The 15,911-nt window shown below is 67.8% G+C and carries 9 protein-coding genes and 1 pseudogene; 3 read left to right on the plus strand and 7 right to left on the minus strand.

Features of this window, described 5'->3' with window-relative positions:
- Positions 1 to 60: 60 nt before the first annotated feature.
- Positions 61 to 1,881, plus strand: coding sequence for a DUF885 domain-containing protein (locus tag BLS81_RS08560; protein ID WP_256326141.1), 1,821 nt, complete (start codon positions 61 to 63; stop codon positions 1,879 to 1,881).
- A 1-nt stretch (position 1,882) separates the two neighbouring features.
- On the opposite strand, the gene BLS81_RS08565 is transcribed toward BLS81_RS08560, so the two are convergent.
- Both BLS81_RS08565 and BLS81_RS08570 read right to left on the minus strand, forming a co-directional pair.
- Positions 1,883 to 3,058 carry an MFS transporter gene (locus BLS81_RS08565; protein WP_093223698.1) on the minus strand — a complete coding sequence of 392 codons (1,176 nt, stop codon included), beginning with the start codon at positions 3,056 to 3,058 and terminating at the stop codon, positions 1,883 to 1,885.
- 10 nt (positions 3,059 to 3,068) lie between these two features.
- Positions 3,069 to 4,103, minus strand: a pseudogene (locus BLS81_RS08570) (aldo/keto reductase).
- 129 nt (positions 4,104 to 4,232) lie between these two features.
- On the opposite strand from BLS81_RS08570, the gene BLS81_RS08575 reads away from it, so the two are divergent.
- Complete coding sequence (locus tag BLS81_RS08575) at positions 4,233 to 5,096, plus strand: LysR substrate-binding domain-containing protein (protein ID WP_371128274.1); 864 nt, start codon at positions 4,233 to 4,235, stop codon at positions 5,094 to 5,096.
- 34 nt (positions 5,097 to 5,130) lie between these two features.
- Here BLS81_RS08575 and BLS81_RS08580 read toward each other — a convergent pair whose 3' ends face one another.
- The 4 genes from BLS81_RS08580 to BLS81_RS08595 form a co-directional block, all read right to left on the minus strand.
- Positions 5,131 to 7,767, minus strand: a complete 2,637-nt coding sequence (locus tag BLS81_RS08580) for a glycosyl hydrolase 115 family protein (RefSeq protein ID WP_093223700.1) — start codon at positions 7,765 to 7,767, stop codon at positions 5,131 to 5,133.
- An 86-nt stretch (positions 7,768 to 7,853) separates the two neighbouring features.
- Positions 7,854 to 10,997, minus strand: coding sequence for a TonB-dependent receptor (locus BLS81_RS08585; protein WP_176787089.1), 3,144 nt, complete (start codon positions 10,995 to 10,997; stop codon positions 7,854 to 7,856).
- Positions 10,998 to 11,365: 368 nt separating this feature from the next.
- A complete protein-coding gene (locus BLS81_RS08590) occupies positions 11,366 to 12,505 on the minus strand; it encodes a hypothetical protein (protein ID WP_093223109.1) in 1,140 nt (379 codons plus the stop codon).
- Complete coding sequence (locus BLS81_RS08595) at positions 12,502 to 13,620, minus strand: hypothetical protein (protein ID WP_093223111.1); 1,119 nt, start codon at positions 13,618 to 13,620, stop codon at positions 12,502 to 12,504. Before BLS81_RS08595 ends, BLS81_RS08590 begins: the two co-directional genes overlap by 4 nt.
- A gap of 54 nt (positions 13,621 to 13,674) precedes the next feature.
- Between BLS81_RS08595 and BLS81_RS08600 the strand changes: the two genes are divergently transcribed.
- Positions 13,675 to 15,012 carry a lipopolysaccharide biosynthesis protein gene (locus BLS81_RS08600; protein WP_093223113.1) on the plus strand — a complete coding sequence of 446 codons (1,338 nt, stop codon included), beginning with the start codon at positions 13,675 to 13,677 and terminating at the stop codon, positions 15,010 to 15,012.
- Here the strand turns inward: BLS81_RS08600 and BLS81_RS08605 are convergent.
- Positions 14,987 to 15,898 carry a glucosamine inositolphosphorylceramide transferase family protein gene (locus BLS81_RS08605; RefSeq protein ID WP_093223115.1) on the minus strand — a complete coding sequence of 304 codons (912 nt, stop codon included), beginning with the start codon at positions 15,896 to 15,898 and terminating at the stop codon, positions 14,987 to 14,989. The two genes, BLS81_RS08600 and BLS81_RS08605, sit on opposite strands and share 26 nt — an antisense overlap.
- Positions 15,899 to 15,911: the final 13 nt, after the last annotated feature.

The raw sequence follows: 15,911 nt of genomic DNA on the forward strand, positions 1-15,911 counted from the left end.
AGGCCGCCATTGCAGGAACGCGTCGCGACGATTAGCGCTGGCTTCCCAACCGATAGGAAGATGCTCGGCATGCTCACCAAGCGCAGATTTCTGGGAATGCTGATGGCGGGGGTGGCGCTGCCGCTGATCGACCCCGTGATCGCCCACGCCGCCACCGGTACCGCCGACGAGGACGCCCGGCTGCTGCGCTTTCTCGACGCCGCGTTCGATGCCAGCGTCGCGCTCAGCCCCCAGACGCAGACCAGCCTCGGCCTCAAGACCAATTACGACCGGCTCGACGACTATACCGACGCCGCCGCGCAGCGCGCGCAGGCGCTGGAGGAGGCGCAACTCGCCGATCTGCGGCGCAGCTTCGCGGTCGATCGGCTCGGCCCCGGCGCTCGGTTGAGCTACCGTCTGTTCGAGGCGCAGGTCGCCACCGACCGGCGGCAGTTCGCGTTCCGCGATTATGCCTTCCCGGTCTCCACCAACGGCAGCCCGGCCGGCGACATTCCGGTGTTCCTCATCAACCAGCACCGCATCGACACGGTGGCGGACGCGCACGCCTATGTCGCCCGGCTGCGCGATTCGTTGCGGGTGATGCGCGAGGTTGCCGCGACCATGCGCAAGCAGGCGGCCAAGGGGATCGTGCCGCCCAAGATGGTGTTCGCCCCCGCGCGGGGCGACGCGCGCCAGGTCATCACCGGCGCGCCGTTCGATGGCGGCGCGGACAGCAGCCTGCTCGCCGACTTCCGGGCGAAAGTGGGCAAGCTCGCTGCGCCCCAGGCGGTCAAGACGGCGCTGATCGCCGACGCGGTCGCGGCGCTGAAGGGGCCGTTCCGCGAGGGGTTCGACGTCCTGTTCGCCGCGCTCGACGAGATCGAGCCGCGCGCCAAGGGCAATGACGGCGCGTGGAGCCTGCCGGGCGGCGACGCTTATTATCAGGCGCGGCTCGCCTATTACACCACCACCGACATGACCGCCGAAGAGATCCACCAGCTCGGGCTCGATCAGGTGCGCTCGATCCATGCCGAGATGACCGCGGTGATGGCGCGGGCCGGCTTCGCCGGATCGTTGCAGGATCTGTTCGCGGCGCTGCGCACCGACCCCAGGTTCAAATATCCCAACACCGATGCCGGCCGGCAACTCTACCTCGCCGATGCGCGCGCCGCGATCGCGCAGACGATGGCGGCGGCGCCGCGCTTCTTCCGCCGTCTGCCCAAGGCGCCGCTGGAGGTGCGCGCGGTCGAGACGTGGCGGCAGGAGACCGCCGCGGTGGCCTTCTACGACCAGCCCGCGCCTGATGGTTCGCGGCCGGGCATCTTCTACGTCAACCTCGCCGACATGACGCAGGTGCAGAAGACGCAGGTGGAGGGCATCGCGCATCATGAGGGCGCGCCCGGCCACCACTTCCAGATCGCGCGGGCGCAGGAATTGACCGGCGTGCCCAAGTTCCGCCGGTTCGGCTATTACGGCGCCTATACCGAGGGCTGGGGCCTGTATTCGGAACGGCTGGCGAAAGAGATGGGCGCCTATGCCGATCCCTATTCGGAACTGGGGATGCTCGCGCTCCAGGTATGGCGCGCCTGCCGGCTGGTGCTCGACACGGGGATGCACGCCAAGCGCTGGAGCCGTGACCAGGCGATCGCCTATTTCACTGAGAACGCGCCGCTGTCCGCGCGCGACGTGGTCAAGGAGGTCGATCGCTACATCAACAATCCCGGCCAGGCGACGAGCTACATGGTCGGGCAGCAGCGGATCGCGGCGTTGCGGCGCAAGGCGGAAGCCGCGCTGGGGACGCGGTTCGACCTGCGCGATTTCCATGAGGTGGTGCTGGCGCAGGGCGCGCTGCCGCTCGGCGTGCTGGCCGAACAGGTCGATGCGTGGATCGCCGCCACTTGACTCAGGCGCCGCTGAGCCGTCGCCGCGATGGGCGGCGGACACGGCGCGCGGCGAACAGCACGCCGGCAAGCCCCGCGAGCGAGGTCGCCGCGCCGGCGAGCGCGACCACCGGATAGCCGAGCCCGGCGGCGATCACCCCGCCGCCCAGCGCCGCGCCGAACGCGTTGCCGAGATTGAACGCGCCGATGTTGACCGATGCGGCGAGGTTCGGCGCATCCGCCGCCGCCGTCATCACCCGTACCTGGAGCGGGGGGACGAGCGCGAAGCTGGCCACGCCCCACAGGAAGATCAGGATCGCCGCAGCGCCGGCGTGCGGCATGAGCATCGCGAAGGCGGCGAGGATCAGCGAGAGCGACGCCATCGTGACGATCAGCGTGCGATCGACCGAATGATCGGCGAACTTGCCGCCCAGCCAGTTTCCGGCGGTGAGGCCGAGGCCGTAGAGCACGAGCATCGCCGTCACGAAGCCGAGCGAGGCATGCGTGGCCTCGCGCAAGATCGGGGCGATGTAGGTGAAGACGGTGAACATCGCGCTCGACCCGACCACGGTGAGCGCGAGCGCGCCGAGCACCTTGCCGCGCGCGAGCACGCGGAGTTCGGCCATCGCGTCGCCCCCCGCCGGCGCGGGCAGGCTGGGCAACGTCAGCCGCAGCGACACCATCGTCACCACGCCCAATGCGGCGATGCCCCAGAAGGCGGCGCGCCAGCCGAGATGTTCGCCCGCCCATGTCGCCAGCGGAACGCCCGCGACATTGGCGATCGTCAGCCCCATGAACATCGCCGCGACCGCGCTCGCCCGACGGTGGGGCGGGACGAGGCCGGCGGCGACGATCGAGCCGATTCCGAAAAAGGCGCCGTGGTTGAACGACGTGACGACGCGCGCCGCCAGCAGCATGCCATAGCCGGTCGACAGCGCCGCCAGCAGGTTGCCCAGGGTGAAGACGCCGGCGAGCCCGATCAGGAGCGCGCGGCGCGGCACGCGGCCGGTGGTGAGCGTCATCAGCGGCGCGCCGATCATCACGCCCAAGGCATAGGCGCTGATCAGCAGCCCGGCGGCGGGGATCGAGACGCCGAGATCGCGCGCGATCACGGGGAGCAGCCCCATCGGCGCGAACTCCGTCACGCCGATGCCGAATGCGCCGACCGACAAAGCGATCAGCCCGGGGTTGAGCTTCATCGCCATCGCCTCAGACCAGCGCCGGGGCGAGGCGGGCGAAGCCCTCCTGCTGGCGATATGGGGTGATCGGATAGGCGGGCAACACCGCGCTCGCGGTGTCCAGCGCGGCGATCTGCGCAGGCGTGAGCGATCAGCCGACCGCGCCGAGATTCTGCCGTAGCTGTTGTTCGTCGCGCGCGCCGAGGATCACCGAGGAGACGGTCGGGCGCCGGAGCAGCCAGTTGATCGCGATCTGTGGCACGGTCTTGCCGGTCTCCGCCGCGATCGCCTCCAGTGCGTCGATGACGCGGTAGAGGTGCTCCGGCGCGACCGGGGGCGCGAACCTTTCGGTCTCGTGCAGGCGGCTGCCCGGCGGGATCGGGCGGTCGCGTCCGATCTTGCCGGTCAGACGGCCCCAGCCGAGCGGGCTCCACACCAGGGCGCCGATGCCCTGGTCGGCGCCGAGCGGCATCAACTCGGCCTCATAGGCCCGGCCGATCAGCGAGTAATAGACCTGATGCGCGACCAGCCGTGGCCAGCCGTGGCGATCGGCCAGGCCTTGCGCCTTCATCACCTGCCAGCCGGGATAGTTGGAGACCCCGGCGTAGCGGACCTTGCCGGATGCGATCAGCCGGTCGAGCGTGCCCATCACCTCCTCGGCGGGCGTCGATGCGTCGAAGGCGTGAAGCTGGAGGAGGTCGATGTGCCCGGTGCCGAGCCGACGCAGCGCATCCTCGACCGCGCGGATCAGGCGCGCGCGCGACGCGCCCCAGTCCTGCGGTCCGTCGCCCATCGGCAGTCCGGTCTTGGTCGAGATCAACACCGCGTCGCGCCGGCCGCGAACCGCTTCGCCGAGAATCTCCTCGGACGCGCCGTTCGAATAGACGTCGGCGGTGTCGAACAGCGTCACACCCGCGTCGAGGCAGATGTCGATCAGCCGCCGCGCGTCGGCGGCGTCGCTTTGTCCCCAGGCGCTGAACAGCGGGCCCTTGCCGCCGAACGTGCCCGCGCCGAAGCTCAGCGCGGGTACGCGCAGGCCCGAAGATCCGAGTTGCCGATATTCCACGATGCCGTCTTCCGTTGCTATCTTCGCGCACAGATGGACGCTGACGGGCGGCGAGAGTAGCGGTAGCGCACGCGAAGGATTTTTGCAGTGGACGCAAAGCTGGTGGCCGGTACCGATCGCGCGCGCGAGATGGCGACGTTCGTCGCCGTCGTCGAGCAGGGCAGCTTCTCGGCCGCCGGGCGCGTGCTGCGGCTGAGCCCGTCGGCGGTGAGCCGCGCGATGGACCGGATCGAGGCGCGGCTCGGCGTCCGCCTGGTGCTGCGCTCCACGCGCGCGCTCTCGCTCACGGCGGAGGGGCAGGCCTATCTACAGGCGGCGCGCCGTATCCTCGCCGATCTCGACGACGCCGAGCAGCAGATCGCCGACCAGGGGAGCCCGCGCGGGCGGCTGCGCGTGAGCGCCGCGCTGTCGCATGGCCGGCTGTGCGTGGTGCCGCTGCTGGGGCGGTTCGCGGCGCTCTATCCGCACATCCTGATCGACATCGCGCTGACCGACGCGCTGGTGGATGTCGCGGCGGGGCAGGCCGATGTCGCGGTGCGGTTCGGCCCGCTCGCCGACAGCACGCTGACCGCGCGCAAGATCGGCGAGACCCGCCGTGTCGTCGTCGCGTCGCCGGACTATCTCGCCCGGCATGGCGTGCCGCGCGAGCCGGAGGATCTGCACGGCCACAATTGCCTCAACTTCAACTTCCGCCGCGCCGAGCCGGTCTGGCCGTTCCGCCGGGCGGGGCGGGATTTCGCGCTGTCGGTGCGCGGGAGCATCGAGGCCAACAACGGCGAGACGCTGGGGCAGCTCGCCGCCGCCGGGATCGGCGTGGCGCGGGTCGGCGCGTTCAGCGTCGCGCCCGAGATCGCCGACAATCGGCTCGTCGCGATCCTGGAGGAATATAATCCCGGCGACGTCGAACTGATTCACGCGGTGTTCGTCGGCGGCCCCAACACGCCGGCGCGGGTGCGGGTGTTCGTCGATTTCCTCGCGGCCAACCTGCGCTGAGCGCCGGCCCGAACCCCTGGCGCGGAGACCGCGATCAGATCGTCGGCGCGGGCGCGCCGAGATACGATGCCGGCTCGGCCACCGTGCTCAGCACCAGCTTCTGGAGCACGACATTGTCGTCCAGCCGCCAGATCTTGATCGTGTGCCGCCCCACGGCGAGCGCGTTCAGATCCGCCGCGAGCCGCACGATGTTGTCGCTCACCGTCTCGGCCCAGCGCCGCTTGGCGGACGTATCCTGATCGCCCCCGGTCGCCTCGAGCGAGGTGCGCAGGATCTGAACCGGCTGATCGTCGATCGAGACGCCGATCCGCGAACCGCCCCGGCCCGACGTGTCGAGCGTCGGCGCGAGGTATAGCGTCAGCGTGGCGCGGCCGGCCTTGCGCACGACCACGTCATATTCGAGGCGGACGGCATCTTCCGCGCGCGTCGCGGGCTGGCCCTGGGGCAAAGCGAGCATCGCGCCGGCGGTGCGGCCGAGGTGCGCGATCGGCGTCCAGCGCAGCCCGCCTCCGTCGCGGGCGCGGGTGAATGCCGTCGCATCCAGCGCGATGATGCCGGCGGGCGCCGAGGGGCGCGCGACGAACGTCGGCTGCGGCCGGCGCTGTTCGCTGGGCGTGTCGGCGCCGACCCGGACGATGCTCGGCATCGTCTGCTGGGTGGGATCGTTCCAGATGACGTAGTTCATGTGGACCTGCGCCATCATGCCGTTCCACTTGCCGCCGTTGAGGGTGTGGTAGCGCCGCACCAGCTCGCCGTCGCAGCGGAACGCGGTTTCGACCTGGTCCGCGAAAAAGTTGGCGCGGGCATCGTTGCTCGACGCGAGCAGCCGGTTCCAGGCGGTGCCGTAATACAGCCGGTACAGGTTCGCCATCGCGGCGATCGGATATTCGATCAGTTGATAATATGCGTCGGCTTGATCGGGCCGCAGCCGCGCGCGCACCGCGAGCATCCGCGCCTCCAGCGCGTCCCATTCGGCGACCATCGCGCCGAATTCGCCGCCGTCGAGCCCGGCGGGCGTCACCCCGCCGAGGGGGAAGCTGGTCTCGTTGACGAGCTCGGGCTTCCGCCGCGCGGTATATTGGCTGTAGGCGGTGATCATGTCGCCGATCGCGGCGGCCTGTTCGGGGCCGAAGGTCGCCGACGCCCATTTGCGCGGATAGTCGGCGACCGCGTCCGGCGTCATCGCCTCGGGGTTCCACGCGTGCGCCAGGAAGAAGCCGAGCGGATATTCCATCGGCTTGATGTCACCGACATTGCCGATCCAGATCGTCCGCGCGCCGTGCCGGTAGGCCAGGTCCATCTGCTGCCAGACCTTCTCGATCTGGCTGGTGTTGATCCACTTGTAGTTGCGCGGGCCGCCGACATAATCGAAATGATAATAGATGCCGTAGCCACCCGCGCGCGGCGGCGCGGCGGGATCGGGCAGGCGGCGGATCTGGCCCCAATTATCGTCCGAGAACAACAGCGTGACGTCATCCGGCACCTTCATGCCGTGGTCGTAATAGTCTTGCACTTCCTTGTAGAGCGCCCAGACCTGCGGCGTGTCGCTGGCCGGCCTGCCGGTCACGTCGGCGATGATCCGGCGTTGATCGGTGACGACACGTTCGAGCAGGCCGGTCGCGGTGCCCTCCGCCATCGCCTGATCGCCGTCGCCGCGCATCCCGACCGTGACGAGAGATTCATAGCCGTGGCCATCGCCCTTCGACATCATGCGCTCGATGCCGCCGCGCCAGAACGCGCGGAGGTTGTCGCCGTTCGTGTCGTAATCCCACGCGCCGCCGGTGATGCCGCCGTCCTGATGGCGGTGCCATTCGGCTTGCGCGCGCAGCATCGGCTCGTGGTGCGAATTGCCCATCACGACGCCCATCGCATCGGCCAGGACCATGCTGTCGCGGTCGTCGTCGGCGAAGGCCTTGCCCCACATCGCCGGCCACAGATAATTGCCCTTCATGCGCAGCAGCACTTCGAAGACATGCGCGTACATCGCCGCGTTGACGCCGCCGAACGCCTTGGCGGCCCAGCCCGAAAGGCACGGGTCTTCGTCGTTGATGAAGAAGCCGCGATATTTGACCCTGGGTTGGTCGCGCCGCGCGCCGGCGGGGACGAGGATGTCGCGCTGGCGTTGGACCGGCACGTCGGCGAACCAGTGCCAAGGCGAGACGCCGATCCGCTCGGACAGGTCATAGGTGCCGAACACCGCGCCGCGCCGATCGGCGCCGACGATCACCAGCGCGCGGGGTACGCCGGGGAGCGGGTTGTCGATGACGATCTGGCAAAACGCCTCCCACGCGCCGCGCAGATCGGCGGCGTCGATCCGGCCCGTGCGGACGAGCTGGTCGATCAGCGCGCTGTGGCCGAGGACGCCGATGATCACCGCCGGCCCACGCAGATCCGCGGTCCGTTCGACCAGCGCCGGGCGGACGCCGCTCACGCGTTCGAGATCGCCGGTGAAGCTGGCGGCGACCCGGCGGACGGCGCTGTCAGCCGTGGCATCGACGAACACGGTGGCGGGTTTTCCATCCGCGATCAGCCGGAAGGCCGTGGCGGGATCGGCCCCCACGCCCGCGGGTGCGGCCAGCGCGGACGCCGGCAGGGCACCCAGCGCGGCGCCCAATCCCGCGCTCGCCAGCAGGGTGCGGCGCGACATGGCCGGAACGGTGGGTCGGGTCATCTCGCTCTCCAAAGTCTCGCCGAGGCGCGCCGACCGGCACGGCATCGAGGCGGGGCACCGCGCGCGGTGCCCCGCCGATAACGCGCCTAGAACGTTCCGCGGAGTCCGACGAGCAATTGTCGGCCGGGCTTGTACTGGGTGAATGTGTTGTTTTCGAACTGGAAATACGATCTGAGCGTGGCGTCGGTGAAGTTGGAGAGATTGATCGTCAACTGCGGCGCATGCGGGATGTTGAAGATCTTGTCGAGGTCGAACGCCGAGGAGAAATCGTAGCTCGTATAATCGAAATTATACAGGCCGGCGGCGGGAATGCCGTTCTGCGCGAGGCCGCTGCTCTGCGAGCCGCGGCGTGAGGTTGTCGACACGCGCAGCATGATGCCGTGCTTCTCGTAATAGCCGGTGATGTTGTAGGTGAAAGGCGCGACCCCGAAGGCGACGGCGGCGCCCTTGCTGGTCTGATCGACGATCGTGGCGTTGGCGTTGAAGCCGAAGCCGGTGACGCCGATGTGCCTGGTCAGGAAGTCGAGCGGCTGGACCCACTGGAATTCGAGGCCGTTGATCGTCAGCTTGTCGGGCACGTTGATCTGCGAGGTGATCTGGACCTGCGCCGCGGTCGGCCCCCCGCGCGAGTTGATCGCGATCTGCTGGGTCGGGTTCAGCGTGTCGTAGGTGATGCCATATTGCGCGAGATCGGTGAACGGCACCGTCGTGATGTTGGTGGTGGTGAAGCCGTTGATCGACTTGCGGAAGGCGTTGAAGCTGACGACGCCCTCGCGCCCGGTATAATATTCGAAGCCGAGATCGAGGTTGGTCGACAGATAGGGCTTCAGCGCCGGGTTGCCGATGCCGGCCTGATCCGCCGAGGGCGCGCCGAAACTGACGCCGGGCAACTGCGCCGAAGGATCGGGGCGGGTCATCGTGCGCGAGCCGGCGAGACGCACCAGCGCATGTTCGCCGATATCATATGCGAAAGTCGCCGCCGGCAACCAGTTGCTGTAGTGATTGCGCGTCGTCACATAGTTGGTGATATTGGGGTAACGGCTCCCGTCGGGGAGTGACGCGCCGCCGGCGAGCGTGTTGCGCGGATCGGGGAGCGATACGCGCCCGGTGATCGTCTGGATCGTATCGACGTAGCGAACCCCGACGTTGAAGCGCAACGTGTTGCCGCCGAGTTCCTGCGCGCCGGTCAGCGTCGCGAAGGCGGATTTGACGACTTCGCGGATGTAGCCGCCGCTCGCGCCGGTGTTCGAACCGCCGGTATCCGGCGCATTGTCATGGAAATATTTGTAGTTGGTGGCCTTGGCGAAGGCCGGGAAATCGACCGTCACGAAGCCGGCCGGGCCGGGCATGAGATAGCTCGGCACCGCGCTGTTCGGCGCGAGCGAGCCGCCGTAGGTGACCGGGCCGCTCTGCCCGGCGGTGGAGCCGGTGCCATAGCCCGGGTAGGTCGGATAGCCGGCTGGCGCGGCGCCCGGCGCGTTCAACCCTTCGCACGGCGGCTGCGAATTGGGCGACGACACGAAGATGTTCGGGTTGTTGCCGCATGCCGCGTTCTGCCAGGCCTGGCTGTTGTCGAAGCCGCGGATGAGACGCGAGACGTCGTCATACGCGCCGCCGACCGTGAGGCTCAGCGCCTTGCCGCCCCAGGTGAGATCACCGCGCGCGCCCTTGGTCTTGTTGAGCCGCCGCTCGTCCTGGATGTTGAGGCGCGAGCCGGTGTACCATCCGAAGTTCTTCGGATCGTTGAGATCGAGCGCGCTCTGGATGGTGGGAATGCCGGACCCGTCGTTCGTGTAGGTGACGGTGTTGCCGACGCCGAGCGGGGTGGTGAAGCCGACCGTGGGGCTTTCGCGGTGGAAGGTCGACCGCGAGTAATTGCCTTGCAGGTTGAGTTTCAGTGTGTCGGTGATCTCCCACGCGCCGCCGGGGTTGACGCTGAACAGCTCGGTGGTTTCGATATAGGGGCGGAATTCGTCGAAGAATTGCGCGTTGGCGAACGTGCCGCCGGTCACCGTGCAGCCCGCGCTGCAATCGGATTTGTCGAAGGTCATGTTGGTCGGGATGATCGCGCCGTTGCGCACGATCCACGCCATGTCCTCACGGATCAGATCGTTGTGCTTGTAGCCGTACAGGCCATCGACATAGAAGCGCAGCGTATCGGTCGGCCGCCATTCGGCGCTGACGATCGCGTTGATGCGGTCGCGCGAGCCGCGCTCGTCGGAGATGCGGCCGAGACGCGGAAGCAGCGCGTTGTCGATCTGCTGGATCGTGGCGCCGGGATTGTGGGCGAGCAGGAAAGCCTTGTCGATCGGCGTGCCGGCGACCAGCCCCGCTCCGGCGCCGACCGGCACGACCGCCGGGATCGTCCAGTTGCCGCCGCCTGTCGTGTTGCAGCCGCTGCTCGCGCCACATTGTGCGGCGGTCAGCGCGGGATTGGTATATCCAATCGTCTCGAAGCCGCGCGTGTCGGTGAACAGGCGTTGCCCCGACACGCCGGCCAGAATGCCGATCGTATCGTTGTGCCAGCTCCCGATCATCGAGCCGCGCACGCCGATGCGGTTGTCGGGGCTCTGGTTGGAACCCTGGATATTGTAGGTGAGGAACGGCTTGGCGGTGTCGAACGGGCGCGCCGAGCGCAGATCGACGTTGCCTGCCGCGCCGCCTTCGAGAAGATCGGCGGTGTAGCTCTTGTTGACGGTCAGTTTGGTGAACAGATCGGTCGGGAAGAAGCTGAGATCGACCGAGCGATCGGTGCCCTGCGCGTCGGTCGCGCCCGACGAGGCGACCGCGATCGGCGCGCCGTTCAGCGTCACGTTGGTGAAGTTCGATCCCAGACCCCGGATCGCGACGTTCACGCCTTCGCCGGTGATGTCACGCGTGATGGTGATGCCCGGAATGCGATTGAACGATTCCGCGATGTTCGTGTCGGGGAACTTGCCGATATCCTCGGCGAAGATCGAATCGGTAAAGCCAGTCGCTTCGCGTTTCGCATTGGTCGATTTGGCGAGACTGGAGCGATAGCCGGTCACGACGATGTCCTGAGCGGCCGCATCGGCCGCCTGGTCCGCCGGTGGTTGGGCGATCGACGCGCCGCCCTGCTCTGCTCCGGCGGGCGGCGACGGTGGCGGTGCGGTCTGCGCGACCGCGGCGAAACTCGCCATGCTCGCCCAGGCGGTGGCGCACAACAATGCCGAACGGGCGGTATAAAGACGTGTTTTAGGCAATTTCATTTTCAGGTCCCCTCTTGATTGTCGGCATTTTTGCCGATCAACTTCATTTTACTGAACAAAATACGGTGAAAATGCAGGTTAGCCGGTAACGAAGCGGCCTTATCGAACCTTTGCGACGCAGATCAGATCAAGCCGGTGATGCGAAAATCGGTTTGCGGTAACGACGTATGGAACAGTGCCAACACGGCAGGCGGCGCTAGCGGCCTTCCTTTGATCGAACACGCCAGCGCATGTATCCCACCCGCCACACAAGGCACGAAACAGACCGAGTGTGGTAGCGCTATCTAATGGTGGAAATTTGGCAGTGTCAACCCGATTGGTCTGATCGCCTGAAAAAACTGGCTTGCCCCACACGCGGCAATCGGTTTTCAAACCCGCAGATGATCGAGGATCGCGTCGGCGGCGCGCTCCCCGGCGGGGCGGTCCGAGCGGGAGAAGGTCGCCGCGTCGGCGATCCGTTGGCGCTCGCGATAGGCATCGGGGTCGGCCAGCGCGCGGGCGATCGCGGCGGGCATCTCGCCGACGCTCTCGATCACCTCGCCGAGCGACCAATGGCCATAATCCTCGGACGCGTGCCGGTCCGGCTTGTGGGTGTCGAAGAAGATCGCCGGGCGCGGGCGCTGGATCCATTCGTAGATCTGGCTCGACACGTCGCCCAGATAGATGTCGGCGGCGCGGACGTAGCTCATGTCGATCGAACGCCGGCTGCCCGTGTCGATCCGGATTCCCGGAGAATCGCGAAAGCGCGCGGGCACATCGGGCCGGAGGCGCGCCTTGCGGTGGATCAGCGAGGTGTGCAGCCGCCGTTTGAACAGCATGACGTGCGGCGCGAAGATGAGGTTGAGCGCGTCCTGCGACGCGAACCAGTCGAGCACCTGCTCCCCGTGCGAATACCAGGACGAGAGGAGCGGGTTGAAATGCGGGTTGTACAGGACGGTCGGCTTGTCGTTGTCGAAGAAGCGCGGTGTGGCGGCGAGATCGACCGTGTCGAACTTGGGATATCCGACGATCGCATGCCCCCGTTCGGAGATCAGGCCGAGCGACAGCATCCGGTCGCGGACCTTCTCGCCCGACAGCAGCACCAGATCGAAATGCCTGGTGACGGGCTGGAAGCCCGCCGCGCCATCCCCCGCGCCGTGGGGCAGGTAGATCAGCTTGAGCGTATCGAGCCCGAAGCGGGTCTTGAGCAATGTCGACGTCGTCTCGGGCACCACCAGCGCGTCGAGCGCCGCGAACGCCGGCAGATTCTCGCGGAGGATCGCGATCCGGCGGAACGGCGCGACGTGACGGAGCAGCCGGTCGGCGAGCCGGCTGATCCAGCCGACCTCCAGCGCCCGATGGCGGACGTTGGCGGTCGCCGGCAGGAGCGCGCTCGCCACGCCGCGCTGCTCGGCGCTCGAGGTCAGGATCTCGACATCGACGCCGCGCGCGGCGAGCGCCGCCGCGATCGGGATCGTATGCGAGATCTGATGCGTGGCATCGTGGTTGAAGAGGAAGCCGATCCTCATCGCCGCAGAAACGCGACGGTGGCCTCGGCGGCACGCGCGGCGGCGCCGGGTCTGCGATCCCCGAGCGACGCGGCGGCACGCGCCTCCTGCCGATCACGATAGAGGTGGTGGCGGGCCGGCGCGGCTTCGATCGCCGGCATCAGATCCTGCGGGCGCGAGATCACGTCGCCGAGGTGCCAGTGCGCGAAAGCGGGATCGGCCTTCCAATCGATATCGTACGCGTTGAGAAACACGCAGGGGCGCGGGTGTGCCAGGAACTCATAGACCTGGCTGCTGATGTCGCCGACATAGATATCGGCCGCGCGCGTGTAACTCATATCCACCGACCGATCCGAACCGACATCGATGAGGATATTGGCGGTCGACCGCGAACGCCAATAGGCTTTGGTCCTCGCGCCGCGCCTGCGAAACAGCTTCACGTGCGGCGCCACGATCAGATTATACGCGTCACGCGCGGCGAAATCGGCGAGCATCGGTTCGATGAACCGGCTCCAGGATTGAAGCCCGCGCGTCTTGTGCGCGTTGTAGAGGACGGTCGGACGCGCGGTTTCGAACAGCGGCCCGGACGCGCGCGCCAGCCGCTCCGCAGTTTCCAGCTTCACCAGCCCGACCTCGCGGTGATTGTCCGGCCGAATGTGCTTCAGGGCGAGCATGCGTTCGGCCGACTTCGGCCCCGGCAGCAGCACGTAATCGAAGCTGCGAAGCCGCGGCGAGAAGCCGACCGTGCCGTCGCCCGCGCCGTGCGGCAGATAGATTTTTCGCGGGCGCAGGGTCTCGGCACGGTTTTCGAACAGGCGGAAGGCGGTATCCTCGACGGTGAAGATCGCGTCGTATTTCAGCAATTCCGGCTCGCTCGACCGATAGACCGACTGTTTCGCGAACCCGAAGATCCCGATGCGCTCCACCAGTTTCGCGAAGAGGTTCCGCTTCATGCGGATATACTCGAACGGGGCTTCGCCATAGGCATGGCGAATGCGCTCGAAATGGTGGAGCGATTCCGGATCGTTGTAATGGATCGCGACCCGGACACCGGGTATGCGGCGCAGTTCGAAGGCGACCGCAAGCCCGTGGTAGCATTGATATGGTTCGGCAATAAAAAGAAACGCGATGTCCATTTTCGAACGCCGTAGGGCGGCCATCGCGACGCCGTCAACGGATATGACGCGGTGATGCCGCCGGCCCTGATCCGGCTTCGCGATCGCCTGAACGGCCAGACGCCGCTGCTCCGCACCTTTCGAAACACGGGCTGGCTGCTGATGGCGAAGCTGCTCGGCGCGGTGCTGAGCCTGGCGTATCTGGCGATGGCCGCGCGCGGGCTGCATGCGGCCGGATTCGGCGAGTTCGCGCTGATCCTCGGGCTGGCGCAGGGCATGGCCGCGCTGGTCGGCTTCCAGAGCTGGCGGATCGTGCTGCATTGGGGGACCGCGCCGATGCTCGCCGGCAGGACCGCGCAAGTCTCCGCGCTGCTTTGGTTTTGCGGCGTCCTCGATCTGGTCGCGGGGATCGCGGGATGCGCGATCACCGTCGTGCTCGTCCGCTATCTCGCGCCGCATTTCGGCTGGTCGCGCGCCACCGCCGATCATGCGATCCTCTTCGCGTTCGTGCTGCTGCTCACCGTGCGATCGACCGCGGTCGGCGCGCTGCGGCTTTACGACCGGTTCCGCGACGGCGCGCTGGCGGATACCGCGACGCCGGTGTTCCGCATGATCGGCGCGCTCGTCGCGGTGTCGGCGGGCGCCAGCGTCGACGGGTTCCTGTGGGCGTGGGGCGTGGCGGAGATCGCCACCGCCGCCGCTTATTGGGGACTCGTCTGGTATCGGGTCCGACCGGTCACGACGGGGCTGGCCCTCGCGGATATTGTGTCGGTGCCGCGCGCTTATGGCGGCTTCTGGCGCTTCGGGCTGTTCAGCAACCTCAACTCCACGCTGTCGTCGGCGAGCCAACAGGTCGCGCTGCTCGCGGTCGGCTATGCGGTGGGCGCGGTGTCGGCCGGCTATTTCCGTCTGGCGCACCAGCTCGGGCAGGCGTTGCTCATCCTCGCCGAGATGCTGAGCCGGTCGCTCTATGCCGAGCTGGCGCGGGTCAGCGCGAGCCGGAGCCGGGCCGCGATGACGACATTGCTCGACCGGACCAACAAGGCGGCGCTGTTCGGTGGCGTCGCCGTCTTCGCGGTCGTCGCGATCCTGGGCAAGCCGGCGCTCTATCTGATTGGCGGCGCGGCCTATCTTCCGGCCTTCCCCGCGCTCGTCATCCTCGGCGCTGCCGCGGCGGTCCAACTGATCGGCGTGAGCTTCGAGCCGGCGCTGATGGCGCTCGGGCGGACCGGCAGCTTGCTGGTGATCCGGGCGACGGCGCTGCTATGCCTCGCGGGGCTGCTCGCGCTGCTGTTGCCGCGCATCGGCGTCCTTGGCGCCGCCTTGGCGATGCTGGCGGACGCGCTCGTCGCCGTGGCGCTGCTGCGACGCGCGACGCGGCGGGTGGCTAGGGCCGCACCCCCGTCTCCCTGAGCGTCCGGCGAACGATGCCGCGGACGCGGACCGCGTTGGCATAGGGCGAGTTGGTCGTGCGCTTGACATCGATCAGCGTCACCGGCCCCGCCGCGGCGAGCGTATGGAAGCCTTGGGTGAATGGTGCCATCCAGCCCGGCGCGCGCAGCGCGGGTGAGTCGCTCGCGGCGAAGCGCGTTTCGCTGAGCTCGGTGATCGACAGCAGCCGGATCGCGCCGCCATAAGTCTCGCGGCAATCCTGGACCGGCAGCAGGATCACGCCGTCGCGCACGATCGGCACGCCGCCGGGGCGGGTGCTCGCCAGGTCGACGCGAACCGGGTTGCGCGGGTGGAGCCGCCACGGCCCGGTGAGCCTGTCCGCCCATGCGACATGAAGATGGCTGCGACGCGCCGCCTTTTCGGCGGACGGCGCATAGAACAGCCACCATTTGCCGGCGTGATACAGCGGTGTCGCGTCGATCGCGGCGCCGTCGAGCGGGATGTCGCAGGCTGGTTCCCACACGTTCGGGAAATGCCTGGCGCGGTAGAGCGTGAGCGTGCCGGACCGATAGGCTTCCGGCAGCATCCAGGTTTCGCCATCGGCCTCGAACACGAACGGATAGGAGAGATGCCACGGCGTCTTGAGAACGGTGCGGCAATCGAGCAGCGTCAGCCGCTCGTCATACGTCAGCACGTCGATATGACCGATCCGTGTCCGATAGTCGAAGGCTTCCGCGAACACATGGAGCCTGCCGTCGCGCCATAGCCCGAACGGATCGGCCCGGAACGCGAGCGGCGGCATGTCGGGCAACCAGACGACGGCCGCCGGATCAATCCCGCCGTCGAGGATCGCCTTCACGCTTTGCCGTACGATCGCACAGCGCCATATATCCATCGGGCGCAGCATTCGGTCTCCTCTG

Source organism: Sphingomonas sp. NFR15 (assembly GCF_900103265.1).
In the GTDB taxonomy this organism is placed as follows: domain Bacteria; phylum Pseudomonadota; class Alphaproteobacteria; order Sphingomonadales; family Sphingomonadaceae; genus Sphingomonas; species Sphingomonas pollutisoli.

Excerpts from the sequence above, each read along its gene's own strand:
- BLS81_RS08560 (WP_256326141.1), top strand. The coding sequence starts at position 61 with ATGCTCGGCATGCTCACCAAGCGCAGATTTCTGGGAATGCTGATGGCG.
- BLS81_RS08565 (WP_093223698.1), bottom strand. The coding sequence starts at position 3,058 with ATGAAGCTCAACCCCGGGCTGATCGCTTTGTCGGTCGGCGCATTCGGC.
- BLS81_RS08575 (WP_371128274.1), top strand. The coding sequence starts at position 4,233 with ATGGCGACGTTCGTCGCCGTCGTCGAGCAGGGCAGCTTCTCGGCCGCC.
- BLS81_RS08580 (WP_093223700.1), bottom strand. The coding sequence starts at position 7,767 with ATGACCCGACCCACCGTTCCGGCCATGTCGCGCCGCACCCTGCTGGCG.
- BLS81_RS08585 (WP_176787089.1), bottom strand. The coding sequence starts at position 10,997 with ATGAAATTGCCTAAAACACGTCTTTATACCGCCCGTTCGGCATTGTTG.
- BLS81_RS08590 (WP_093223109.1), bottom strand. The coding sequence starts at position 12,505 with ATGAGGATCGGCTTCCTCTTCAACCACGATGCCACGCATCAGATCTCG.
- BLS81_RS08595 (WP_093223111.1), bottom strand. The coding sequence starts at position 13,620 with ATGGACATCGCGTTTCTTTTTATTGCCGAACCATATCAATGCTACCAC.
- BLS81_RS08600 (WP_093223113.1), top strand. The coding sequence starts at position 13,675 with ATGCCGCCGGCCCTGATCCGGCTTCGCGATCGCCTGAACGGCCAGACG.
- BLS81_RS08605 (WP_093223115.1), bottom strand. The coding sequence starts at position 15,898 with ATGCTGCGCCCGATGGATATATGGCGCTGTGCGATCGTACGGCAAAGC.